General features: G+C 44.1%; 17 protein-coding genes. 8 read left to right on the forward strand and 9 right to left on the reverse strand.

Annotation, left to right across the window (positions count from 1 at the left end; translation table 11 throughout):
- The first annotated feature begins 156 nt into the window (after positions 1 to 156).
- The 5 genes from katG (at position 157) to ACT3QN_RS00150 (ending at position 7,919) form a co-directional block, all read left to right on the forward strand.
- On the forward strand, positions 157 to 2,340 hold the full coding sequence (gene katG / locus ACT3QN_RS00130; protein ID WP_444522133.1) for a catalase/peroxidase HPI: 2,184 nt from the start codon (positions 157 to 159) through the stop codon (positions 2,338 to 2,340).
- A 363-nt stretch (positions 2,341 to 2,703) separates the two neighbouring features.
- Entirely contained in the window at positions 2,704 to 3,633 is a 930-nt protein-coding gene (locus ACT3QN_RS00135) for a LysR substrate-binding domain-containing protein (protein ID WP_057759664.1), read from the forward strand.
- Positions 3,634 to 3,837: 204 nt separating this feature from the next.
- On the forward strand, positions 3,838 to 6,369 hold the full coding sequence (locus ACT3QN_RS00140; protein ID WP_444522048.1) for a membrane-bound PQQ-dependent dehydrogenase, glucose/quinate/shikimate family: 2,532 nt from the start codon (positions 3,838 to 3,840) through the stop codon (positions 6,367 to 6,369).
- 347 nt (positions 6,370 to 6,716) lie between these two features.
- Positions 6,717 to 7,718, forward strand: coding sequence for an LLM class flavin-dependent oxidoreductase (locus ACT3QN_RS00145; RefSeq protein ID WP_444522047.1), 1,002 nt, complete (start codon positions 6,717 to 6,719; stop codon positions 7,716 to 7,718).
- Between the two features lie 48 nt (positions 7,719 to 7,766).
- Positions 7,767 to 7,919 (forward strand): hypothetical protein, encoded by a 153-nt coding sequence (locus tag ACT3QN_RS00150; RefSeq protein ID WP_444519714.1) that lies wholly within the window; start codon positions 7,767 to 7,769, stop codon positions 7,917 to 7,919.
- Positions 7,920 to 8,013: 94 nt separating this feature from the next.
- On the opposite strand, the gene ACT3QN_RS00155 is transcribed toward ACT3QN_RS00150, so the two are convergent.
- The 6 genes from ACT3QN_RS00155 to ispF all read right to left on the reverse strand — a co-directional run bounded on the left by ACT3QN_RS00155 (position 8,014) and on the right by ispF (position 14,282).
- Complete coding sequence (locus tag ACT3QN_RS00155) at positions 8,014 to 8,940, reverse strand: ornithine cyclodeaminase family protein (RefSeq protein ID WP_444522046.1); 927 nt, start codon at positions 8,938 to 8,940, stop codon at positions 8,014 to 8,016.
- A gap of 190 nt (positions 8,941 to 9,130) precedes the next feature.
- On the reverse strand, positions 9,131 to 10,090 hold the full coding sequence (locus ACT3QN_RS00160) for an AEC family transporter (protein ID WP_444522045.1): 960 nt from the start codon (positions 10,088 to 10,090) through the stop codon (positions 9,131 to 9,133).
- Between the two features lie 240 nt (positions 10,091 to 10,330).
- Positions 10,331 to 12,226: a tRNA uridine-5-carboxymethylaminomethyl(34) synthesis enzyme MnmG gene (gene mnmG / locus ACT3QN_RS00165; protein ID WP_444522044.1), complete on the reverse strand. Its 1,896-nt coding sequence runs from the start codon at positions 12,224 to 12,226 to the stop codon at positions 10,331 to 10,333.
- Between the two features lie 285 nt (positions 12,227 to 12,511).
- A complete protein-coding gene (locus ACT3QN_RS00170) occupies positions 12,512 to 13,072 on the reverse strand; it encodes a hypothetical protein (protein ID WP_444522043.1) in 561 nt (186 codons plus the stop codon).
- Positions 13,073 to 13,324: 252 nt separating this feature from the next.
- Positions 13,325 to 13,675 carry a Grx4 family monothiol glutaredoxin gene (gene grxD, locus ACT3QN_RS00175; protein ID WP_193012410.1) on the reverse strand — a complete coding sequence of 117 codons (351 nt, stop codon included), beginning with the start codon at positions 13,673 to 13,675 and terminating at the stop codon, positions 13,325 to 13,327.
- A 103-nt stretch (positions 13,676 to 13,778) separates the two neighbouring features.
- A complete protein-coding gene (gene ispF, locus ACT3QN_RS00180; RefSeq protein ID WP_444522042.1) occupies positions 13,779 to 14,282 on the reverse strand; it encodes a 2-C-methyl-D-erythritol 2,4-cyclodiphosphate synthase in 504 nt (167 codons plus the stop codon).
- Positions 14,283 to 14,656: 374 nt separating this feature from the next.
- Between ispF and mnmA the strand changes: the two genes are divergently transcribed.
- Both mnmA and purB read left to right on the forward strand, forming a co-directional pair.
- Positions 14,657 to 15,769: a tRNA 2-thiouridine(34) synthase MnmA gene (gene mnmA, locus ACT3QN_RS00185; RefSeq protein WP_444522132.1), complete on the forward strand. Its 1,113-nt coding sequence runs from the start codon at positions 14,657 to 14,659 to the stop codon at positions 15,767 to 15,769.
- Positions 15,770 to 15,982: 213 nt separating this feature from the next.
- On the forward strand, positions 15,983 to 17,374 hold the full coding sequence (purB, locus tag ACT3QN_RS00190; protein ID WP_444522041.1) for an adenylosuccinate lyase: 1,392 nt from the start codon (positions 15,983 to 15,985) through the stop codon (positions 17,372 to 17,374).
- A gap of 213 nt (positions 17,375 to 17,587) precedes the next feature.
- Here purB and ACT3QN_RS00195 read toward each other — a convergent pair whose 3' ends face one another.
- Entirely contained in the window at positions 17,588 to 17,773 is a 186-nt protein-coding gene (locus ACT3QN_RS00195; RefSeq protein WP_057759633.1) for an NF038104 family lipoprotein, read from the reverse strand.
- Between the two features lie 190 nt (positions 17,774 to 17,963).
- On the opposite strand from ACT3QN_RS00195, the gene ACT3QN_RS00200 reads away from it, so the two are divergent.
- Positions 17,964 to 19,136, forward strand: a complete 1,173-nt coding sequence (locus tag ACT3QN_RS00200) for a JmjC domain-containing protein (protein ID WP_444522040.1) — start codon at positions 17,964 to 17,966, stop codon at positions 19,134 to 19,136.
- A gap of 191 nt (positions 19,137 to 19,327) precedes the next feature.
- On the opposite strand, the gene ACT3QN_RS00205 is transcribed toward ACT3QN_RS00200, so the two are convergent.
- On the reverse strand, positions 19,328 to 20,020 hold the full coding sequence (locus tag ACT3QN_RS00205) for a 1-pyrroline-5-carboxylate dehydrogenase (protein ID WP_444522039.1): 693 nt from the start codon (positions 20,018 to 20,020) through the stop codon (positions 19,328 to 19,330).
- Between the two features lie 11 nt (positions 20,021 to 20,031).
- Entirely contained in the window at positions 20,032 to 23,295 is a 3,264-nt protein-coding gene (putA, locus tag ACT3QN_RS00210; protein WP_444522038.1) for a bifunctional proline dehydrogenase/L-glutamate gamma-semialdehyde dehydrogenase PutA, read from the reverse strand.
- Positions 23,296 to 23,956 lie beyond the last annotated feature (661 nt).

The following is a 23,956-nucleotide window of genomic DNA, read 5'->3' on the forward strand; positions in this document are numbered from 1 at the left end:
GACAAAAACACTGCCCCAGATGCTGCTCGTTGTCCTGTAGATCATGAAAGCAACAATAATGCGACTACTAACACAACCTATGACCAGGGTGATGGTCAAGGCCCAACGATTCATAGCGAAAACGTTGATAACTCGCACGAGCCTCAGCGTCCGAGCATGGGTGGCTGCCCTGTAATGCATCAGGCACATACTACCACGGCTTCTGCTGCGACAGATTGGTGGCCAAATGCACTGAACTTAGACATATTGCATCAGCAAGACAAAAAGACTGACCCAATGGGTGAAGACTTTGATTATGCTGAAGCTTTTAAACAGCTAGATCTAGAAGCGGTCAAGACTGACTTAAAAAACCTAATGACTGAGTCGCAAGAATGGTGGCCAGCTGACTGGGGACACTATGGTGGTTTGATGATTCGTATGGCATGGCATTCAGCTGGTACATATCGTCGTTCTGATGGTCGCGGCGGTTCTAATACTGGTAATCAACGTTTTGCGCCATTGAACAGCTGGCCAGATAACGTCAACTTGGACAAAGCACGTCGTCTATTGTGGCCAATCAAGAAAAAATACGGCAATAAATTGTCTTGGGCCGATTTGATGATTTTGGCAGGTAACATGGCTTATGAGTCTATGGGCTTTAAAACTCTAGGTTTTGCTGGTGGTCGTGCTGATATCTGGCATCCAGAAAAAGACATCTACTGGGGTTCTGAGCGCGAATGGCTAGCTGCTACCAAAAACCGTTACGACAGTGATGAGGAGCGCGAATCATTAGAAAACCCTTTGGCTGCTGTGCAAATGGGCTTGATCTATGTCAACCCTGAAGGTGTCGATGGCAACCCTGATCCATTGAAGACTGCTCAAGATATGCGTACTACCTTTGCTCGTATGTCAATGAACGATGAAGAGACTGTCGCCCTAACAGCTGGCGGGCACACCGTTGGTAAGTGTCATGGCAATGGTGATGCGACGTTACTAGAAGACGAGCCAGAAGCTGCTGATGTCAAAGAGCAAGGTTTAGGTTGGCGCAACCCTAAGGGCCGTGGTAATGCAGGTGATACCGTTTCAAGTGGTATCGAGGGCGCCTGGACCACGAATCCAACTGAGTGGAACTATGAGTACTTTGATTTGTTGTTCAACCATGAATGGGCGTTGACTAAGAGTCCAGCTGGTGCGTGGCAGTGGGAACCTGTCGACATTAAGGAAGAAGACCGTCCTTTAGATGCGCATGATCCAAGTGTACGCCGCAACCCAATCATGACTGATGCTGATATGGCGATGATTAAAGATCCTATCTATCGTGAGATTTCAGAGAAGTTCCATAACAACCCAGAGTACTTTGATGAAGTATTCGCTAGAGCGTGGTTCAAACTGACTCACCGTGATTTGGGACCGAAGTCTCGTTACTTAGGTGCCGACGTACCGAGCGAAGACTTTGTATGGCAAGACCCTATTCCTACAGGTAATGCGGACTTGACTGCTGATGATATTGCAACGCTAAAAGCACAGATTTTAGACAGTGACATTAGTCGTCGTGAGTTGATCATTACAGCATGGGACAGCGCTCGTACCTTCCGCGCTTCCGACTATCGCGGCGGTGCCAACGGTGCACGTATCCGTTTAGCTCCACAAAAAGACTGGGCAGGCAACGAGCCAGAACAATTACAGCGTGTGCTTGAGACATTGACCAGCATTCAGTCTGGCTTTGAGAAAGACGTTAGCTTAGCAGACCTTATTGTATTGGCTGGTAACGCCGCTATTGAGCAGGCAGCAAACGATGCAGGCGTAGATATTACGGTACCGTTTAATCCAGGTCGCGGTGATGCTGACGCTGAAATGACTGACGCTGAATCTTTTGCTGATTTAGAGCCGCTACATGATGGTTATCGTAACTGGATTCAGGGCGACTATGCGGTATCACCAGAAGAGATGCTACTTGATCGCACGCAGCTAATGGGATTGACAGCGCCTGAGATGGTCGTATTGCTTGGTGGTATGCGAGTGCTTGATACCAACCACGGTCAGAGCCAACATGGCGTCTTTACGGAACGTGCTGGCGTGCTTACCAATGACTTCTTTGTTAATTTAACAGACATGAACTACACATGGCATCCTGTAAAAGCAGCAGACAACACTGCCAATAGCTACGAAGTACGTGAGCGTGGTACAGGAAACGTCAAATGGCAAGCAAGCCGTGTAGACTTAGTATTTGGCTCTAACTCTATATTACGTGCTTATGCTGAGCTATACGCGCAAGATGATAACTTAGAGAAATTCGTTCGTGACTTCGTCCGCGCTTGGAACAAGGTTATGAATGCAGACCGCTTTGATATTGCACAATAAACCAAGTTTGAAGTTGGTCAGTATCAACTGATTAACAGTAGTAAATATTAATAGTAATAAATAACTTTATAACTGACAAACAGCTATCTTTTAGAAGGTAGCTGTTTTTTTATGCTCAATAATGACCGTTCTTTATGAATTGTTAGGTCAAATGGCTTCATTGACTAGACAGCGTTTACGGAACGGATAATTTTTTAGCATTGCAAAATACAAATTCTATATTCATAATTATCATAAATTGATAGCTATTTATTATATACAAGAATAATAGCTTTGTTTTACACTACTTTATTACTGTATGTTCAGACATTTTTACTTTCATATACAGACGAGGTCTGTATATTTATACAATAGGATTAAGTTATGGCAATCGACGTAGTGGTCAACCAACGGCATTTGCAGATTCAGCTCAAACAGCTAGAAACAGTATGGCATACGGTGATTAACGGTTATAACTTAAGCCAAGCGGCGACCGTGCTACATACCAGTCAATCAAGCTTATCAAAGCATATTGCTGCACTAGAAAACCAGTTAAAGACGGAAGTATTCGTGCGCCAAGGCAAACGCCTGACGGGACTGACCACTATGGGCACAGCGCTCATGCCGCATATCGAGTCTATCTTTGCTGAAATTCGTACCATTGAAAACCTAAGTTTAGACTTTAATAATCCTAATATCGGTACGTTGACGATTGCCACCACCCACACTCAAGCGCGTTATGTACTGCCGCAAGTGGTTAAAGAATTCAAAGATCGTTTCCCAAAAGTAAATTTGATTTTACAACAGGCAGATCCTGAGACTATCGCTCAGATGGTCATCCGTGGTCAAGCCGATATCGGTATCGCCACTGAGTCCTTGCTGCATAACAACTATCTTAGATGCTATCGTTACTATGACTGGACGCATCGTGTCATCGTACCGAGTGACCATGAGCTTGCTAGCCAAGAGTCTATTGACCTGCCCACGCTTGCCAGCTATCCGATTGTAACCTATCACGGTGGTTTTACGGGACGCGGCGCGATTGACAAGACATTTGATGAAGCAGGACTAGAGCCAGATATCGTATTAGCGGCGCTCGATGCCGATGTGATCAGCACCTATGTCGGTCTGGGCTTAGGTATTGGTATCATCGCAGAAATGGCATTTGAGCCAAGCCATTATCAAAACTTGACGGCTATCCCCGTCGATCATTTTGGTCGCTTTACCAGTTGGATGGCGGTACGCGATGATGCAGAAATCCGTCAATATGGTCGCGCTTTCATGGAGCTATGTCAAAAGCAATTTGCAAATTAATGAGCATTTGTTAAATAAAGTATCTCAGACTTGCTAACCCTTACTAGACTGAGCTGTGGATGATAAAATAGATTCTAGAACGTTATTCAATGTTTCTTTTATATATCATTCACACTTGTATTGATATTTGGTCGAATGAAATTGATTTGCGACTAAATATCAATACATATTAACTTGCTCTTTTGTAAACAGGTGATACCGCTCATGGAAAAATTCGTAGCGATCATTATGGCAATTTTTGCCGCCCCTCTACTCATTGGCGGCGCTTATTTATTGTCCTTAGGCGGTAGTCCTTACTACCTCATTGCTGGCGTCATTATACTAACGACAGCTTTTTTATTGTTCAAAAAACACTGGAGTGCTTACGGGTTATATGCACTATTTATCGTAGCAACCATGGCTTGGGCGCTTTGGGAATCTGGGTTCTATTGGTGGGCGCTAGCACCTCGAGTTGGCTTCCCGCTTATATTTGGTTTGCTCATGCTACTGCCATGGGTATCCAACAAAATGCGTGGGCCTAAAACTCACGTAGCCGCAAATGTTGCAGCTACAAACAACGTTAAGAAAAGCCCTCTGTACTATTGGGGTCTGCTCGTAAGCGTGGCCGTAGGTGCACTACTCTCTTTTGGTAGTTTAGCCAACAATGCCACCGACAAACTCGGTGAGCTTGATTTGACTGCTGCAAATGATGACGAGCAAAACGTCAGCTCAGATGAGACGTCAGCTAACCTTGGTGATCCGTTATCAAACGGTCAGCAAACACCAGATGGCGAATGGAGCGCGTATGGTCGTACTGATTATGGTCAGCGCTACTCACCTCTAGATAAAATCAATACCGATAACGTCAAAGATTTAGAGCTAGCATGGCAAATCCAAACAGGTGACGTCAAAGGGCCTAACGATGTCGGTGAGACCACTTATCAAGCAACACCATTAAAAATCGGCAATGCGCTGTACCTATGTACGCCTCATAACTGGGTACTAGCGCTAGATGCCGACTCTGGTGAGACGCTATGGAAGTTTGATCCTCAAGTAGGGGAAAACTTACAACGACAGCATCAAACTTGCCGAGGTGTGTCTTATTATGCGGGTCAAGCGACCAGTCCTGACCCTATCGCTAGCGCTGCTAATAATTCAGCAGAGAGTAGCAACAGTACAGCTAGCCCCGTGCAAGTACAGAAAATTGCTGGCAATACCTTTGAAAACGCGTCTAAGCAATGTGATGCCAAGATATTTATCCCAACCTCTGATGCGAAGTTATATGCACTTGATCCAAACACTGGGCAACGCTGCCAAGACTTTGGGGATGATGGTGCACTAGACTTGATGCATAACATGCCGTTTAATCAAGCAGGTTACTATTACTCGACGTCACCACCAGTCATCGCGGGTGATACCATCATCGTCGCTGGTGCTGTCAATGACAATTACGACGTCAACTCGCCTTCTGGTGTGATCCGTGCGTATGATGTCAATACCGGTGAGCTGCTTTGGAACTGGGACTCAGGTGATCCTGACAATACAGCACCTTTCGATGTCAATGATCCAACCCAAACTTATAAGACCAGTTCGCCAAATTCATGGTCAGTCGCTACTGCCGATGAAGAGCTTGGATTGGCCTACTTCCCTATGGGTAACCGCACACCGGATCAGCTAGGTAGCTACCGAAATGCCGCTGAAGAAAAGTATGCAACGTCTGTTGTCGCTCTAGATATCGAGACTGGTGAAGCACGCTGGGTTCAGCAGTTTGTCCATCATGACCTTTGGGACATGGACACGCCTGCGCAGCCAACCTTACTTGATCTAGATACGGCCGATGGTGTACAGCCTGCGCTAGTTGTACCAACCAAACAAGGTGATGTATACGTCTTAAACCGCGCAACGGGTGAGCCTATTGTACCGATTAAAGAACGTCCTGCACCGCAAGGCTATCTCATAGCGGGAGAGCACGCAGCGCCAACTCAGCCTTATTCTGGCTTGAGCTTTGAGCCTGAACCACTGACTGAAAAAGACATGTGGGGTGCCAGTCTCGTCGATCAAATGATGTGCCGTATTGAGTTCAATCAGCTCAACTATGATGGTCGCTATACCCCACCATCAACCAATGGTAGCTTGGTCTATCCTGGTAACTTTGGTACCTTTAACTGGGGCGGTATCGCAGTCGATCCTGAGAATGGCGTGATGTTCGGTATGCCGACATATTTGGCATTCAAATCAAAACTCATTCCTAGAGACACGTTGGGCGATGCAGAAACCAATAAAGGCGAGCAAGGCGTCAATGCCAATAAAGGTGCAGATTATGCAGTAGAATTGGGGCCCTTCTTGTCACCATTAGGCGTACCTTGTCAGCAGCCACCATGGGGCACGATCGCTGGTGCTGACCTAGCCACAGGTGATATCGCTTATCAACGCAAAAATGGTACGGTACAAGACTTGTCTCCTATTCCGATAAAACTAGAATTGGGCGTACCTGGTATCGGTGGACCTATCATCACTAAAGGTGGCGTCGCGTTCTTGTCAGCGGCGACAGAAAACAACTTCCGAGCTTATGACTTGAAAAATGGCGACGTACTATGGAATGTCCGTATTCCAGCAGGTGGTCAAGCCACGCCAATGACTTACTTGAACTCTAAAGGTGAGCAAATGGTCGTATTGGTCGCAGGTGGTCATGGCTCAGTTGGCACAACCATTGGTGATTATGTCTTAGCTTATAAGCTTAGCGACCAAGATAAATAATGTTGCATTTGGCGCTTAAGATAATGATAAATTAAATAACCATTATCTTATAATTGACTAATTAGATAAGCAGGTAACCTAGGTTGCCTGCTTTTTTTAATGCCATCTTTTTTTAATGCCATAGTATAATGCTGCTAAATCCTTTTATTACCTTACTTATGGTTTATTTATCGCTTATTTTGACAAACGACAACCTTTATAAATACACCTTAATAATTGTTAAGCGAGCTTAAAAACAGAGTTAACTGACTTTGTTATGATTCATTAACAGTGACTAGCGGCACTTGAAACTACCACTGACTATAAGCATATCAGTAGAAAATAATTTACACGCTACTGGAACATTTATGAGTAATAAAATCCCTTTGTCTTTCCTAGACCTCGCACCCGTCCCTCAAGGCAAAACCATCGCTGAAGGCATCGCCCAAACAGTGGAAACCGCGCAGCAAGCAGAAAAATCAGGCTTAAACCGCTACTGGATGGCAGAGCATCACAATATGCCGGGCATCGCCAGTGCAGCCACCTCAGTACTACTATCGCATATCGGTAGTAAAACCGACCGTATCCGTATTGGTGCTGGCGGCGTTATGCTACCGAACCATGCCCCTCTCGTGATTGCTGAGCAGTTTGGTACTTTGCAGGCATTATATGGTGACCGTGTGGACCTAGGCCTAGGCCGTGCACCTGGTACTGATGGTGCGACGTTTCAGGCACTTCGTCGACAAATGAAAGATGCCGAACGCTTTCCACAAGATGTGCAAGAGCTGATGTATTTCTTAGGTAATGATACAGATGGCAGCCCTGTACAGGCATTCCCTGGCGCAAAATCAGGCATACCGATTTGGATATTAGGCTCTTCTCTATTTGGTGCGACTTTGGCTGCACATTTAGGACTACCTTATGTGTTTGCCTCTCACTTCGCCCCGCAAATGCTTGGGCAAGCAATTGAGGCTTACCGTGAACAGTTTAAACCGTCTGTCTATCTAGATAAGCCTTATGTGATGCTAGCTGCAAACTTATTGCTGGCTGATGATGATGCGACCGCTCAATATCATTTTACTTCAGCACAGCAGAGTTTTGTACGTCTGCGCCGTGGCGAAACAGGTCAAATGCCTAAGCCTACCCACGATATGGACAGTATCTGGAGTCAAGCAGAGAAAATGATGGTAGACAATGCATTGTCAGTATCATTCATTGGCTCTGTCGACACGGTCAAACCAAGACTCGCTGCATTTTTGGCAACCTATCAGCCAGATGAGCTGATTGTGACGGCTAATATCTATGACCAAGCTGCTCGCATCCGTTCACTTGAACTTACACCGGCGCTAAACTTATTTACTTTACAATGATAACGGACATTTGCATAATTATTGATACACCCTAATAAGAATAAAACTATGGAAACTTCTACGTTTATTGGTTCGTCAATATTTTTGTACATTGTCGCATTTATTGTTGTAATGGTTATTGGTGGCTATCTAACCTATCGTACCAGTCCAAAGCGCAAGCAGCGCCGTGAAGACAAACGTAATAAAGACAATTTAAACTGATATAAAAATTCCCCTTCTCATATCCAAAAAGGGGAATTTTTAATTTTAACCAACTATAACGACATCATTTATTACTTTTCAACGACAAGCAACTCTACCAATCAACTAAAGAACCAAGATTCTGTTTTTGAGCTTGTTTCGCTACATGTAATGAAACTACCGCATCAAAACTAGCCGCACCGACCGATTTAAATAGTGTAATAGCTTTATCGTCTTTAGTATTTTCCTCTTCGTTAGTACTGCCCTCCTCTAATGACGCTGTGACTAATGCCTGCAAGTCACCACTCAAGTCATTCCATACCCACGTACAATCTTCGCTCTCATGCGCCTGAATCAAGTCACCTGCTTCGTGATGACTGCCAATTAAGTCGTCAACAATGACCATTTTACTGTTGGCAATAACATCATTGCTTATCTCTTTCATAGAAGGCTGATAAGCGCCGACTGCATTGATATGTACCTCAGATTTTATTTGATCAACACTAAATAAACCGTCAGTTGCACGTGTGGCTACATTAATAATATCTGCATTACAAATGGCATCGTCTAATACTTCACAGACCTTAATATCCACGTTCCATTGAGCATAATCACGGGTAAAACGTGTTTTAAATTGTTGAGCGCCTTCAGTATGTCTATTCCATAAATACACCGTCTTGATCTCTGGGCGTACCGTTAGTACCGCATGTAGTTGCTCATAAGCCATGCCACCACAACCGACCACCGCCACACTCTGACAATCGGGCTTTGCCATATACTTGGTCGCAATACCTGAAAGCGCGGCAGTACGTACCTGCGTAATATAAATACCATCCATCATCGCTAGTATGGCGCCGTTATCATTATTTGAAACAGTAATGATAGCCGTGGTCGTTGGCAGATCGCGGCTAGGATTATCAGGACAAATAGTCACTAGCTTTACGACTGTGTATTCGTTCTCACCATCATACATTGTGGCTGGCATAGATAGATGCGAGCCTGAACGATGACTATCAGAATCAGTAAAGGTGTTTATTACCAACCGTTCAGGTGATTTAGTCCAACTAGGGTGTGCTGCTTGCTAATGCAACAATGCCTCTATCACATCAATGGCTGCTTGCATATTGAGATGCTCTGTCACGACTGCTTTATTTAACAATTGCACGATTAGCGCTCCTATTTAAGGGTTTGTTATTCAAATCGTATTTCGTTTTAAAGAACCACGAGAGTGATTACATCATACCTAGTCCGCGTAAGGTGGCCGCACCAATTGCCATGCCAAACATACCAACGACTGTGGTAAACGCTAAAATATTAGCAGCGAGTATGTCATTACCACCCATCGCTTTTGCCATGACATAACTGGCAGCGGCGGTTGGTGATGCTACCATCAGAAACAGTACGCCCATATGCACACTAGATAGACCAAATGCTAAGCCAATGACGATAGCTACAATCGGTGCAATAATAATACGCCCTATACTGGCCTGCATAGATAGCCCTGACGGATGTAGCATTGACTTCATATCAATGCTAGCACCTGCACAAATAAGTGCTAATGGCAAAGCGACCGCTGCCAATAAATCGCCGGTCGTATGAATGACACCAGTGATAGGCGGCAATGGCAGCGCTTTATAGACAAATGCCCCAACCAATGCCAAAATCAGTGGATTGGTTGATAATTTTTTCACGATCATAGTGCCACGACTAATCCATGTATCATCCACACTTTTAGATACACGGCTTAGGGTAATGACCGCTAAGACATTAAACAGTATCGTTACCACACCCATATAAACAGCACCGATACTTAGGCCTTGTGTGCCGTAAGCATTAGCTACCGTTGCAAGGCCAATGATAGCCATGTTGCTACGGAACACGCCTTGTACAAAAACACCTTGGTCCTCAGGACGCTCAACAAAGCGTTTGGCGTAAAACTCTGCGCCAATAAATAATATGAACGTCACCAAGATGCCAACAAGGATAAGCGTGATTTGCTTAGCATAATCGACGTCACTATCAACCACGCTAAAAAATAATAAACAGGGCAAGCAATAGTTAAAGACAAAACTTGATGCCTGATCGATAAAAGTTTTGCTTGCCTCACCGCGTCGTTGCATAAAAAAACCCAACCACATTAAGGCAAGGTTGGGTAAGACAATGGTAATAGCAAAAACAATAGCATCAATCATAAGTAGACTCAGTTCGGTGACAAGCCCATCAATATATGGACATCAGCGAGAAAAATTAACAAGTAGTAAGAAAATTTACTGACCTAGTATAGAGACAAAGTAGCAAGTAGGACAAGGTTACATATGATTTTCTTTCAAAATCGATCATTTTTTTTGACAAACAAAAGCCCGTAACGAAATGTCGTTACGGGCTTTTTATACGATAAGTGCTTTATAATAAAAGGCTTTGCTACACTGTTATTATGAGTCTAATGCAGCCTTTGCTTTTTTGTGCTTTTTAACCGTCATTGCCAACAGCTGTATAGCTGCGGGGGTGACACCACTGACACGTCCCGCTTGCGCTAGCGTCGCGGGACGAACTTTCGTCAGTTTCTGCACAATCTCATTTGATAAGCCTGACACGACGCTATAATCAAAATCTAGCGGCAACGCTGTATTTTCTAGACGTTTCATTTGATCGATATCTTCTTGCTGACGATCAATATAGCCTGCATATTTAACAGAAATCTCTATCTGTTCTCCTACTTGCGCATCAACGGTTGAATCGGTGATAGCAGCAATGTCAGCAAAATGTATTTGCGGACGTTTAAGCAAATCAAAAGCAGTCGACTCTTTAGACAGTACCTCTCCTGTTTGCTCGGTCACTTGTTTACCTAAAGCATTAGCAGGCGTGGCCCACATATCTTTTAAGCGTGATGTTTCTGTAGCGATAGATTCCATCTTTTCTTGATAAGCTTGCCAGCGTATATCGTCCACTAAACCCAGCTTACGGCCAGTCTCTGTCAAACGTTGATCTGCATTGTCTTCACGTAAGAGCAAGCGATATTCTGCGCGGCTCGTGAACATACGATACGGCTCAGTGGTGCCATGGGTAATCAAATCATCAACCAACACACCAAGATACGCTTCATCACGGCGCGGTGTCCACGTGTCAAACTCACTATTATTGGTCGTTTCGAGTGCAGCATTGGTACCTGCGAGCAAACCTTGTACGCCTGCTTCTTCATAGCCTGTCGTACCATTGATCTGACCAGCAAAATACAGGCCATCGATAGACTTTGTTTCAAGCGTTGGCTTTAAGTTTTGCGGATCAAAATAATCATACTCAATCGCATAACCTGGACGAGTAATATGTGCATTCTCTAAGCCTTTCATACTATGGATAAAGTCTAACTGCACATCAAATGGCAAACTGGTTGAGATGCCGTTTGGATATAGTTCATGCGTGGTCAAACCTTCTGGCTCGATGAAAATCTGATGGCTGTCTTTATCCGCAAAACGATGAATCTTGTCTTCAATCGACGGACAATAACGTGGACCTACGCCTTCGATTTTGCCAGAAAACATCGGTGAACGGTCAAGATTTTCACGAATAATGTCATGGGTGCGCGCATTGGTATGCGTAATATAGCAGTTGACCTGTTCAGGATGCATAGAGACGTCACCCATATAGCTCATCACTGGCAATGGCGTATCACCCGGCTGCACCGTCATCACACTAAAGTCAACACTACGCGCATCGATACGTGCTGGTGTCCCTGTTTTTAAGCGCCCTACTGGTAGTTTCAGCTCACGCAGACGGTCAGCAAGTTTAATAGAAGGCTGATCCCCTGCACGGCCACCTTTAGAGTTCTCAAGTCCGATATGAATGACACCGCCTAAGAAAGTCCCTGATGTTAGAACTACCGTTTGCGTCTTGAAAATAATACCTGTAGAGGTAACAACTGCTGTGGCACGACCATTCTCTACTAATATATCGTCCGCTCCTTGTTGAAACAAATCAAGGCTAGGTTGGTTCTCTAAGGTATGGCGGATAGCGGCTTTATAAAGAATACGATCCGCTTGAGCACGTGTGGCTCGTACTGCTGCGCCTTTACGGCTATTTAGTACACGGAACTGGATACCCGCTTTGTCTGTCGCCAATGCCATTGCACCGCCTAGCGCATCAATTTCACGCACCAGATGCGATTTACCAATACCACCAATCGCAGGATTACAGCTCATCTGCCCGAGTGTTTCGATGTTATGCGTCAACAGTAAGGTCTGTGCGCCCATACGTGCAGCCGCTAGAGCAGCTTCTGTACCAGCGTGACCACCGCCGATTACTATCACGTCATAATGTTTTGGGTATTGCATGTGTGCCTCACTTGACTCATAACGTTGCTGACTGTCGTATCCTATCGTTAGATAAAATAATAGACAGTGAGCAAATAAACGTCAGTCGTATTTATAAAAAAGATAACGACTCAGTTAAGTCGTTCATAACTGGTTAGATAACCTGTCATTATAACAATTTTTTGATGCTTAAAAAACGTTGGAACAAAAACTATTATAATTAAGCGAAAAGATATCTACCTTAGTAATTATAGATCTAATCAACCACTAACTACTTTGGTTACTGCCTCTGTAGTTGTTATCTTATTATTCACTATTTTGATTATCATTTTGGCTGTTGTTACCAGGGCTAAGCGGTACGATCTGATCTGACTGACCACTAGACAGCATATGATGGCTACCATATCCTTCTGGATTGATCTGTAAATAGGCATTCATTTGACCAATCGCTTCACCATCATCACTCGCTAAAATCTGCGCTTTGATAAGCTCAACTGGCGGTAATGGTAAGTTTTTAAGCAATGCTAAACGCTGATGGTTATCACCTTTGTTGACTACTAATTCGATAAGCTGACGGGCATCAATTGGCAAATCTGGTGTGTTTTGTGCTAATAATGCCAAATGATAAGCACCTGTAGGATCTTGATCTACCACGACGCGCTGCTCGATGGCCACATAAGTCGCTTCAGTTGCACCACCTGCCACACTAAGCTGATGGATACATTTAAGTGCTGAATATGACTCATTATTAGCAATCTCAATAATGCGAGTAGACTCATTTTTTAAACGCTCACGGCGCTTTTCAATCGCCGCTTGCTCAGCAGTTTCTCTTTGCTCGCTTGACTGGTCTGTGGTTTGGTTACTCATAAAGCTCTCTTACTCATCTGATAATTATTATTTATATAGCTGATATCTTGGACATTATATGGGGGGTGTATCCTATAAAAACAATGAAGTCTAAAGACACTAAAATATAGAGTTAATAAGGGCACCAGTAAACACGATATCAGCGGCAATAAAAAACCCAAATAGCCATCAAATGACTATCTGGGTTTGCTGTGCTTGTGTCTTGCAAAGGCTAGTTGAACATTAAAGACGTCCAATTCGCACTTTCAAGTATTAAGCAGCAGGACTGTTTGCTTCAACCAACGGCTTTAGCTCACCTGATTGATACATTTGCAAGATGATGTCTGATCCACCCATCAATTCGCCATCAATCCATAATTGTGGAAACGTAGGCCAGTTCGCAACTTTTGGCAACGTTGCACGGATTTCTGGGTTTTCTAAAATGTTTACAAACGCAAATGGGCGACCAATCTGAGTCAACACTTCGATAGAGCGTGCTGAAAAGCCGCACTGTGGAAATTGTGGCGTACCTTTCATGTAAATAATAACTTTATTGTCACGGATTTGATCACGGATCAATTGTTCAACGTCGTTTGCAGCAGTGTTTGGGGTTTGCTCACTCATAAAAGCTCCTATTGATAAAATGATTATTTATATAAAATAATTGTGTAAAGACGTGGCTGATACATGGGGCAACTGCCACTGTATTACAAGCACAAATTTCGATCTATATCGGTTCGACAGTGTTAGGGACTAATAATACCACGGCGTTGGCCATGATGCCCTCTTGTCGACCCGTAAATCCCAATTTTTCAGTCGTAGTGGCTTTCACACTGATATTGCTGCTATCTGTTTGTAAATCGCTTGCGATATTGGTACGCATTGCTAGATTATGTGGCGCCAACTTTGGACGCTCACACATCACCGTGATATCAGCATTGCCTAGGCTATAACCAGCCTCTTGCACTTTGCTATAGACATAACGCAGTAGCACTCGTGAATCCAAACCAGCATGTGCCGCATCGGTATCAGGGAAATGCTGCCCGATATCACCAAGCGCCAATGCGCCAAGTAGCGCGTCAGCAAGCGCATGCAACACCACATCCCCGTCAGAATGTGCGAGCAAACTGTGAGTATGCTCAATGGTCACACCTGCTAGCACCACATATTGCTGCTGCTGACCGTTGTTATGAAAAGCGTGAACGTCGATACCTTGACCAATTTTTATCATTATTATTCCAAGACGAGTTAAAGATGATTAAAATAATTCAAAACCATTATCTGAATTTTCAAAGTGGTTTTCCTAGTAGCCAGACACCATCGGTCGCCACCCGTTTCAATTAACTGGTATAATATGACGTTTATTTTATCATAATACCAGATCCAAAAGACAAGCTGACGTTATGGTGCTGATACTGCGCATTGTAGTAATGACTCAACTCGTGACGTCGAGCTGTAATTTGGACAACGTATAAATAATTGAGCCGTTTTATGTCAGCCATACAAAATACCTCAAGCACCACCGTTTCTGAATCTTTTAATACTCATCGCCCTTTAACACTTGCTGATGTCGAAAACCCTAGTACCAAGCATGTGATCGTCGGTATGTCAGGCGGGGTCGACTCTTCTGTATCCGCCGTTCTACTTCAACAAGCCGGCTTCAAGGTCGAAGGCTTATTTATGAAGAACTGGGAAGAAGATGACGGCACCGAATACTGTACGGCGATGGATGACCTAGCAGACGCGCAAGCCGTATGTGACAAAATCGGTATGAAGCTGCACACAGCCAACTTTGCTATGGAGTATTGGGATCGTGTATTCGAGCATTTTTTAGCAGAATATAAAGCAGGACGTACCCCAAACCCTGATATTTTGTGCAACAAGGAAATCAAGTTTAAGGCGTTTTTAGACTATGCATTGACTCTTGGTGCTGATTATATCGCGACTGGTCACTATACGCGCCGCAGTGTGAACTACAAGAACGAAGACGGTACTGAGGTTGCCCAGCTCTTACGCGGTCTTGATAATAATAAAGACCAAAGTTACTTCTTGCATGCGGTTGGCGGCGATAAAATCGCTAAAACGCTATTCCCAGTCGGTGAGCTTGAAAAGCCAGTGGTACGTCAGATTGCTGAAGAGCATGACCTAGCGACGGCTAAAAAGAAAGACTCTACGGGGATTTGCTTTATTGGTGAGCGCCGCTTTAAAGACTTCTTGCAGCAATATCTGCCTGCCCAAAAAGGCGAGATACTTACTGATGACAATAAAGTTATCGGTACTCATGACGGCCTTATGTATTACACACTGGGTCAACGCGGCGGCATCGGCATTGGCGGTGTCAAAGACCGTCCTGAAGAACCGTGGTTTGTATTGGCAAAAGATTTAGAGAAAAACCGTTTAATCGTCGGTCAAGGTCATGAACATCCCATGCTAATGAGCAACGAGCTAAAAGCTTATAAGCTCGATTGGACGAGTGGTCACGCCCCTACAGATGTATTTAGTGATGAAGGTCTAGCCTGTGTGGCAAAGTCTCGCTATCGTCAGCCAGATCAAGCATGTCGTGTATTTGCGACCAATGCTGATGGCAGCGAAGTGCGCGTGGTATTTGATGAGCCACAGCGCGCTGTCACCCCTGGTCAGTCAGCGGTATTTTATGTCGATGAAGTATGTCTAGGCGGCGGTGTGATTGAATCTATCGATGCACCTTGCGGATTTTAATTGATTCCTAAGACTACAACCTAAAGCACAGATGTTGATGCAGTGAATAACATAATTTTAACGATCGTCAACATCGCTTTATTTGCATAGACCGCTTTTTTAATATCATATTTCTGCTATATTACGCGCAACGATTTTGACGTCGTTTATTATATGGTAATTTTTTATCTCGACTCTTGCAGTTTTTTATTTCATAACTACTGAGGCATAACCATGACCCCACTTACCGCTCTCTCTCCAATTGATGGTCGTTACGCATCAAAGGCTGACAGCTTACGTCCTTATTTATCTGAATTTGGTCTAATCAAAGCTCGCGTTACGGTAGAGATTCGCTGGTTGCAGTCTTTGGCTGACAACAGCGCAATTGGTGAATTAGCAGCATTTGATGACCAGACCAACGCTTTTTTGAATGCAATCGTTGATGACTTTAGCGAAGCAGATGCTCAAGCTATCAAAGACATCGAAGCGACGACCAATCATGATGTAAAAGCGGTTGAGTACTTTATCAAAGACAAGTTCCGTGGTCAGGATGCCTTAATCGATTCACTTGAGTTTATTCACTTTGCCTGTACCAGTGAAGACATCAATAATCTATCGTATGCGTTGATGCTCAAAGACAGTCGCGAGCTAGTCGTTGCAAAAATGCAGCAAGTGACTGATAGCATCGTTGATTTATCTATTGCTCATGCTGACCAACCAATGCTATCACGTACGCATGGTCAGACAGCCAGTCCAACGACATTGGGTAAAGAGATGGCAAACGTGGCCTACCGCCTAGCCCGTCAAATCAAGCAAATCAATCAAGTAGAGCTATTAGGTAAAATTAACGGCGCCGTTGGTAACTACAATGCCCATTTTTCAGCATACCCTGATGTTGACTGGCAGACTCACGCTGAATCATTCATCAATCAGCGTTTAGAGTTAACGTTTAACCCTTATACGACTCAGATTGAGCCGCACGATTATATCGCTGAGTTGTTTGATGCTGTTAAACGCTTCAATACAATCTTGATCGACTTCAACCGTGATATTTGGCAATATATTAGCTTAGGCTATTTTAAACAGCGCCTTAAAGATGGTGAAGTTGGATCTTCTACCATGCCGCATAAAGTTAATCCAATTGACTTTGAAAACTCTGAAGGTAACTTAGGCGTTGCCAATGCGATGCTGGCCCATTTGGGTGAGAAGCTACCAATTTCACGTATGCAGCGTGACCTATCGGACTCAACGGTGCTGCGTAATATCGGTGTTGGCCTAGCACAGAGCATGATAGCGTTTGACGCTTGTCTAAAAGGCGTGGGTAAACTTGAGCTAAATGCACAGCGTTTAAATGATGACTTGAATCAAGCGCAAGAAGTGTTGGCAGAGCCGATTCAAACGGTCATGCGTCGCTACCGTGTTGAAAACCCGTATGAAAAACTAAAAGCCTTGACTCGTGGTAATGCCATGACTCGTGAAGCCATGCTAACCTTTGTCGAAAGCGATGAGCTATCGGCAGTTAGCGATGCGGATAAAGAACGCTTGCGTGCATTGACGCCTGCCACTTATATCGGTAATGCCGCTGAGCAAGCACGCGCTATTAAAGAATGGATTTCCAAGCTTTAATAACTGATAAGAGCATACTGATAATAAGATCGGACTAGAAAGGTAGGAGCGCATAGTATTATTTACTGGCTCCTATCTTGATAGTAATTTTATCTTATTCAGTTGTTATCTTAATAGCTATTATCTGAATAACTATTAACCTTACTTTGAACGCTATGATTGGTTTTGATTCGATTGCTTTTGATTCAAAACCCATAGTTGATAAGTAAGGTTTTATTTTTTATCATCATCGTCATCACTGTCGCCCGGTATGATGGCTTTACCCACAGCAACGGTTCCTTTTACCACACCTTTGGTAGTTTTATAAGCGATTTTTGCGGGTACTGTGACGATTTTATGGACACAGGCTTGTAGCAAAAACACGCTAGCGATGATGACAACAAAATGTAGCTTTTTCATAACTTTCCTACGATTGAATGGATGCTCTGATGACAGCTATTGTTTTGATAATCGTTATTGCTTATATGTGCTATATAAACGTCACCAAAATAATAGACATCAAATAGATGACAATCTTAAACTATTAAAACCTTCCTATAAAGCATCCCTTATTATTAATCTTGTACACCGCCAAAATATGGATTTATCAATGACTTCTATTCCTCTTTGTTTACCCGACTCTATCACGCCTGAGCAATTTTTGACTGAATACTGGCAAAAGAAGCCATTGCTTATTAAACAAGGGTTGCCGCAGCTAGTTAATATGTTTGAGCCAGATGACATGATTGGCCTGGCGCTTGAAGAAGATGCTAGCGCAAGACTGCTGACTCAAGCAGCCAGTAAAAAAGAAGGTCAGGCACAGTGGCAACTTAAAAAAAGTCCATTGAATGAGACTGATTTTGAAAATCTACCAGAGCAATGGACCGTATTGGTACAGAATCTTGAACAATGGTCTCCAGAGCTTGGTCAGTTATGGCAAGCATTTGACTTTATTCCGCAGTGGCAGCGCGATGACATCATGGTCTCTTACGCACCAGCAGGTGGGTCGGTCGGTAAGCATTATGACGACTACGATGTGTTTTTGGCACAAGGGTACGGCTCTAGACGCTGGCAGTTAGGCAAATTCTGTGATGACCAGACAGAGTTTGTTGCTGATGAGCCTCTGCGCTTGTTTGACGACATGGGCGAGCTTATCTTTGATGAGATACTAGAAGCGGGTGACGTCCTTTATGTACCGCCGAAATTATCACATTTCGGTGTGGCACAAGATGACTGTCTGACTTTTTCTTTTGGTTGCCGTCGCCCAAACCTCATGCAAATCATCGATAGTATGGCCGATATTGCAACCAATGACAGCAAATTATTTATTCCGATGCTACTACCCCAAACGCTACAAGCATCAGGTAAATTACAAGCGGATAGTATTACGGCTATTAAAACTCAATTGTTAGAGATGCTACAATCTGATCGCGGTGATGATATGATTCGCCAAGCAGTTTCTGAAGTAGTTAGTAAACGCCAATATGATGCGCTGATGCCAGAAGAGACGTTAGATACCGATGAGCTAATACAGGCCCTATCAGAAGGGGCCACATTGCAGGCGGACTATAGCAACCGCCTACTCTATAGCCAGACCGATGATGGCACTGTACTGTATGCTAATGGTCAACGTATCGATGGGCTTGATGAATCGGCGATAGCAGTACTAGTACGCTTGGCCAATGGTGAAGCATTACAACATAGCGACGTCACCGATGTTGATGCAGATGATTTGAGCGAATGGCTAGAGAACGGCTGGGTATGGGTAGATATTGCTGAGTAAAGCTCTACAATCAAACTTCAGCTAGAGCCATAAATAAAAAAAACCGCTATCTGATAATTACTCAGATAGCGGTTTTTTCTTATACATCTTATGCAATCACTAGTTTGGTAGTTATAGCGCTACCAAACACCGCTTAGCCTTTATAAAAGTTGATATAAAAGCGAAGCGGATTCGTAATTAATGCAGTGATTCTACTCTGTACCAAGCTCAAGCAAGCTCGCGTTACCACCGATTGCTGTGGTATTGATAGTCTTGACTCGCTCAGTGACAAAACGATGCAGATAATCAGGCGTTAGCATTTCTGACAAGCCTTCCATATCAGTAACACTAATAACCTGCGTCAAAATACCGTCTGTATTAGCAAGCTCTTGACTGATGGCTTGTACTTCGCTGCGGCTACCAGAGACAGCCACTTGCGCTAGACGATCGATATATAATAGCGTGACCGTTTGCGAGTCGTTAGCCACACTCAATACATCTTCGCTGATACCTGTATCGTACAATATCTTGGCAGCTTCATTGCACATCTCATCTTGACTTGGGCAATGCAATATAACTTCATTACCTGTCAATAATGCCGCGATAAGCTGACCCAGTACTGCCATGGCTCTAGCAGATTCGCCACCGATGACCATCGTCTTACCACGACCAGTGACATACAAGTCATTAGACTCGCCCGTCGCACCCGTCAAACGATGCATCTCATCCAAGCTAGGCGCAGCGCTCAACAAATGGTTGAACAAACGCTTTGCTTTGTTGGCATCACCAGTAAGCAGTGCCAGTTTTGGAATGGCTGCTTGTAGATACGTTGCGCGGTTGACTGCGCCGAGTAGTCGCCAAGATTCACAAACCTGGGCATGATTTTTTTTGAATTCAGTCGCCATGTTGCTACTCCTTATGCGAGTTCTGTTTGAGTGGTAGTTTGGGTTTCGGTCGCTGTCATGTGAGCCTCTGACTGTTCAGCGTTTACTGATTCTGAGCTAAGCTGCATTAAACGCGCGACATAGTGCGGGCCACCAGCTTTAGGGCCAGTACCAGATAGACCACAACCACCGAATGGCTGTACGTTTACAACCGCGCCGATTTGGTTACGGTTGATATAAGTGTTACCGACAAAGGCACGGCGTTCGATATGCTCAACAGTATTCTCGATACGGCTATGAATACCTAACGTCAAACCAAAGCCTGTGTTGTTGATGGCATCAATCAGCTTATTCAAATCACGCGCTTGATAACGCAGTACGTGTAAAATTGGGCCAAAATGCTCACCACCGATCACATCAATACTATTCACTTCGATTGCTGTAGGCAATACAAAAGTAGACTTCTCTTGACTGACGACTGAGCTTGAGCTCATTGGCGTCTGTGCCAAAATAGTAGCGGTCGGCTCAGCACTCATACGTTCAATATGCGCCTCTAAACCCTCTTTGGCATCAGCATCGATGACTGGGCCTACATCTGTAGCAGCGTATAGCGGATTGCCGACAGATAGCTCAGCCATGTTACCTTGTAATAACTCGATTAAACCATCAGCCATCTCTTCTTGCACACACAATATGCGACAAGCTGAACAACGCTGACCTGCTGAACCAAATGCTGAGAGTACTGCATCTTTAACAACTTGCTCTGGCAATGCCGTTGAATCAACGATCATCGCGTTTTGACCGCCAGTCTCAGCGATAAAGACAGGCAGCTCACCACTGGTTTGTGCATGATCATTCAAGCTTTGGTTGATACGTTGTGCAGTTTGAGTAGAGCCTGTAAATATCACACCTGCAATATTGTCAGCAGCCGTCAAAGCCCCACCTACGTCGCCTGCACCAATCACTAACTGCAAAGCTTCTGCTGGGATACCCGCTTGATACATTAACTGCGCACCAAAGTGTGCAACCAAGCTGGTTTGTTCGGCAGGTTTGGCTACTACGGTATTACCTGCAGCAAGTGCAGCTACAATCTGTCCTGTGTAGATAGCCAGTGGGAAGTTCCATGGGCTGATACACACGAAGGTGCCACGTGGTTTATATACTTGGCGAGACTGCTTGCCAGCCAAATCTGTAAACTCATGTACAACATCATCTAGACGCTCTGCTTCATCGGCATAAAAACGACAGAAATCAACAGCTTCTTTGATTTCATCGATACCGTCCTGCATGGTTTTACCCGCTTCAACTTGGCATAGTGCCATTAGCTCAGCGTAGTTTTCCTCATATAGTTCACCAATCTTGCGCAAGATTGCTGCACGCTCAGCAGCTGGCACATTTTGCCATACATCTTGACCAGCAACTGCAACGTCGATCGCTTGGCGAGCGACTTCAGCGTTAGCATAAGTTACTTCACCAGCACTAACTTCGTGATTCCAAGGCGCAAGTACAGTCTGCTTATCAAGCTGATTTGTTTGACCATCTACTTCGTATGTATCAACAGCTTTACCATTAATGATAGAGGTTGCTGACCAAGTTTTGTTTAAATGACTGTCGATTGCCGCTTTGAAACGTAACCACTGCGACTCTACAAAGATATTCGGGCCAAAACTTGCACGACGCTCACCGTAAATATCTAACGGTAACGGGATGTCTGTATTGTGCAATGTTGCATTACCAAGCAGCTTGTCATATGGATGCACCGTTAGCTTTTCAATTGGGTAAGACTTGTCTAGCAACTGATGAACAAATGAGCTATTAGCACCGTTTTCTAATAAGCGACGTACCAAGTACGGCAGCAAGTCTTTATGTGCACCCACCGGCGCATAGATACGTACAGGAATCTGATACGCTTGCAAAATATGATCATAAAGTGCATCACCCATACCATGCAGACGTTGGAACTCAAAGTCTCTATGTGCACTCATGGTAATGATTGACGCAAGTGTGTGCGCATTATGCGTCGCAAACTGTGGCCAGATTAGCCCGCGCAGATGGTCTGACAATAAGAAACGCGCACAAGCAAGATATGCCGTATCCGTACCTTCTTTGCGTGTCCAAACTGGATAGCCTGATAGACCTTTTTGCTGAGCAAGTTTGATCTCAGTATCCCAATAAGCGCCTTTTACTAGACGAAGTGGAATACGGTCACCGACCTCAGTAGATAAACGAGCAAGCCACCCTAATACAGCGATTGCGCGCTTAGAGTAACCTTGCACGACGATACCTAAACCATCCCAGCCCGCCGTCAAATTATCACGGTACAAAGACTCAAACAGTTTCAAAGAAATCTCAAGGCGATCTGCTTCTTCAGCATCAATACTGATATCGACATTGACTTCACGTGCCGCTTCAATCAATAGCAGGCAGCGCTGACGCAATAAGCCCATTACCTGAGCTTCTTGCGTCGCTTCATAGCGAGGATGCAGTGCTGATAATTTGATAGATACTGATGGCTTTGGCATGCCTTCTTTTACTTTGACGTTGGCAGTAGCTCTGATCGCATGTAGATAGTCGTTGAAATATTTTTCAGCGTCTTGGTGCGTAATAGCCGCTTCACCTAACATATCAAATGAATAGGTATATCCTCTATTACGATATGGCTGACTGTTTTTGTTAGCTTCCTCAATGGTCTCACCCAATACAAACTGATGGCCCATGATACGCATGGCTTTTTGCATCGCGCTACGAATGACAGGCTCACCCATCTTTTTCGTCATACGATCCAAGAAACCTGATGCCGTGGTACTGCTGTCAATACTGACAACACGACCGGTCATCATCATGCCCCAAGTAGAGGCATTGACCATAAACCCATTATCATTTTTAATGTGCTTTTTCCAGTCGGCTACACTCATTTTGTCATGAATCAACGCATCAGCCGTATAGTTGTCTGGTACACGAATCAAGGCTTCTGCTAAGCTCATTAGCAAGATACCTTCTTGGGTATCAAGGCTATACTCGAGCAATAATGAGTCAACCATCTTGACGGCTTTACCATCATTACGCACGTGCTCGACCAGTTTGCGCGTTTGCTCAGCAGCAGCATCGCGTTCTTCTATACTGGGTTTGGCAAGTGGCAATAACTCAGACAACCAACGTTCTTCATCGGCGCTATATAGCGGTGAGATACGCTTATTTAGCGCTTCTGCTGACTGGGCGAGATACTCAGGCGACAGCATATCAACAGGATTAAACAAGATCGGCTCTTGCGGGGTAAACTGGTCTACTGGGTTCATAATAACTCCATAACTATCGTTTAAAAACCATAATAAATGGTGCTTTAGGAAGTCTGATCGTCCTGTATAACTGCTCGTAACCGCTATCAAAAAATAGGGGTTATTGACGGATATTCACAGCAATAATCAAAAGACCAAACGGCGCCATCACAAAACTAAAAATCCAGCATAGGCTGGAGACGGTTAAGTAGGTCGTTCGACTGTTAAACGGGCTACGTTAACAATACAAAGGCAACAACGAAAAGCTAAGCGGCATTAGTGCCTTCTTCTTGTTAGTAGTGAAAGGAGTGTGATGACCAAATATCGCCTTATTGAACCGAAAAATCGCTCTAATAATCACAAATCTGTCATCTTTGGTGATGCTAATTCACTGTAAGAAAAACCTCTACGGCGTTGATTGAGGTGATGCGCTTAACTCGGCTATAATATCACGAAAGTTTTTTTCAAACTAACGAAATTTATTATTTTCATAAATTAATATATATCTAAATAACAATAACTTACAAGCACTTTATTGGCCATGACGCTTTGGTTACGTTTTTTTGTTTACTATTGCCCATAGTTTGGCATCACCCTACTTAATACTGGTATCAGAAATACTAAACATTCATGCCAAGGATACTGAGCTCAAATTAAAACGATAGGCTTATAATGCTGACAA

This window comes from Psychrobacter sp. AOP7-C1-14, from assembly GCF_052376135.1.
Classification (GTDB): Bacteria; Pseudomonadota; Gammaproteobacteria; order Pseudomonadales; family Moraxellaceae; genus Psychrobacter.

What these genes read in the sequence shown, in the direction of transcription:
- katG (WP_444522133.1), top strand. Translation starts at nt 157, where the DNA reads ATGGGTGGCTGCCCTGTAATGCATCAGGCACATACTACCACGGCTTCT.
- ACT3QN_RS00135 (WP_057759664.1), top strand. Translation starts at nt 2,704, where the DNA reads ATGGCAATCGACGTAGTGGTCAACCAACGGCATTTGCAGATTCAGCTC.
- ACT3QN_RS00140 (WP_444522048.1), top strand. Translation starts at nt 3,838, where the DNA reads ATGGAAAAATTCGTAGCGATCATTATGGCAATTTTTGCCGCCCCTCTA.
- ACT3QN_RS00145 (WP_444522047.1), top strand. Translation starts at nt 6,717, where the DNA reads ATGAGTAATAAAATCCCTTTGTCTTTCCTAGACCTCGCACCCGTCCCT.
- ACT3QN_RS00150 (WP_444519714.1), top strand. Translation starts at nt 7,767, where the DNA reads ATGGAAACTTCTACGTTTATTGGTTCGTCAATATTTTTGTACATTGTC.
- ACT3QN_RS00160 (WP_444522045.1), bottom strand. Translation starts at nt 10,090, where the DNA reads ATGATTGATGCTATTGTTTTTGCTATTACCATTGTCTTACCCAACCTT.
- mnmG (WP_444522044.1), bottom strand. Translation starts at nt 12,226, where the DNA reads ATGCAATACCCAAAACATTATGACGTGATAGTAATCGGCGGTGGTCAC.
- ACT3QN_RS00170 (WP_444522043.1), bottom strand. Translation starts at nt 13,072, where the DNA reads ATGAGTAACCAAACCACAGACCAGTCAAGCGAGCAAAGAGAAACTGCT.
- grxD (WP_193012410.1), bottom strand. Translation starts at nt 13,675, where the DNA reads ATGAGTGAGCAAACCCCAAACACTGCTGCAAACGACGTTGAACAATTG.
- ispF (WP_444522042.1), bottom strand. Translation starts at nt 14,282, where the DNA reads ATGATAAAAATTGGTCAAGGTATCGACGTTCACGCTTTTCATAACAAC.
- mnmA (WP_444522132.1), top strand. Translation starts at nt 14,657, where the DNA reads ATGTCAGGCGGGGTCGACTCTTCTGTATCCGCCGTTCTACTTCAACAA.
- purB (WP_444522041.1), top strand. Translation starts at nt 15,983, where the DNA reads ATGACCCCACTTACCGCTCTCTCTCCAATTGATGGTCGTTACGCATCA.
- ACT3QN_RS00195 (WP_057759633.1), bottom strand. Translation starts at nt 17,773, where the DNA reads ATGAAAAAGCTACATTTTGTTGTCATCATCGCTAGCGTGTTTTTGCTA.
- ACT3QN_RS00200 (WP_444522040.1), top strand. Translation starts at nt 17,964, where the DNA reads ATGACTTCTATTCCTCTTTGTTTACCCGACTCTATCACGCCTGAGCAA.
- ACT3QN_RS00205 (WP_444522039.1), bottom strand. Translation starts at nt 20,020, where the DNA reads ATGGCGACTGAATTCAAAAAAAATCATGCCCAGGTTTGTGAATCTTGG.
- putA (WP_444522038.1), bottom strand. Translation starts at nt 23,295, where the DNA reads ATGAACCCAGTAGACCAGTTTACCCCGCAAGAGCCGATCTTGTTTAAT.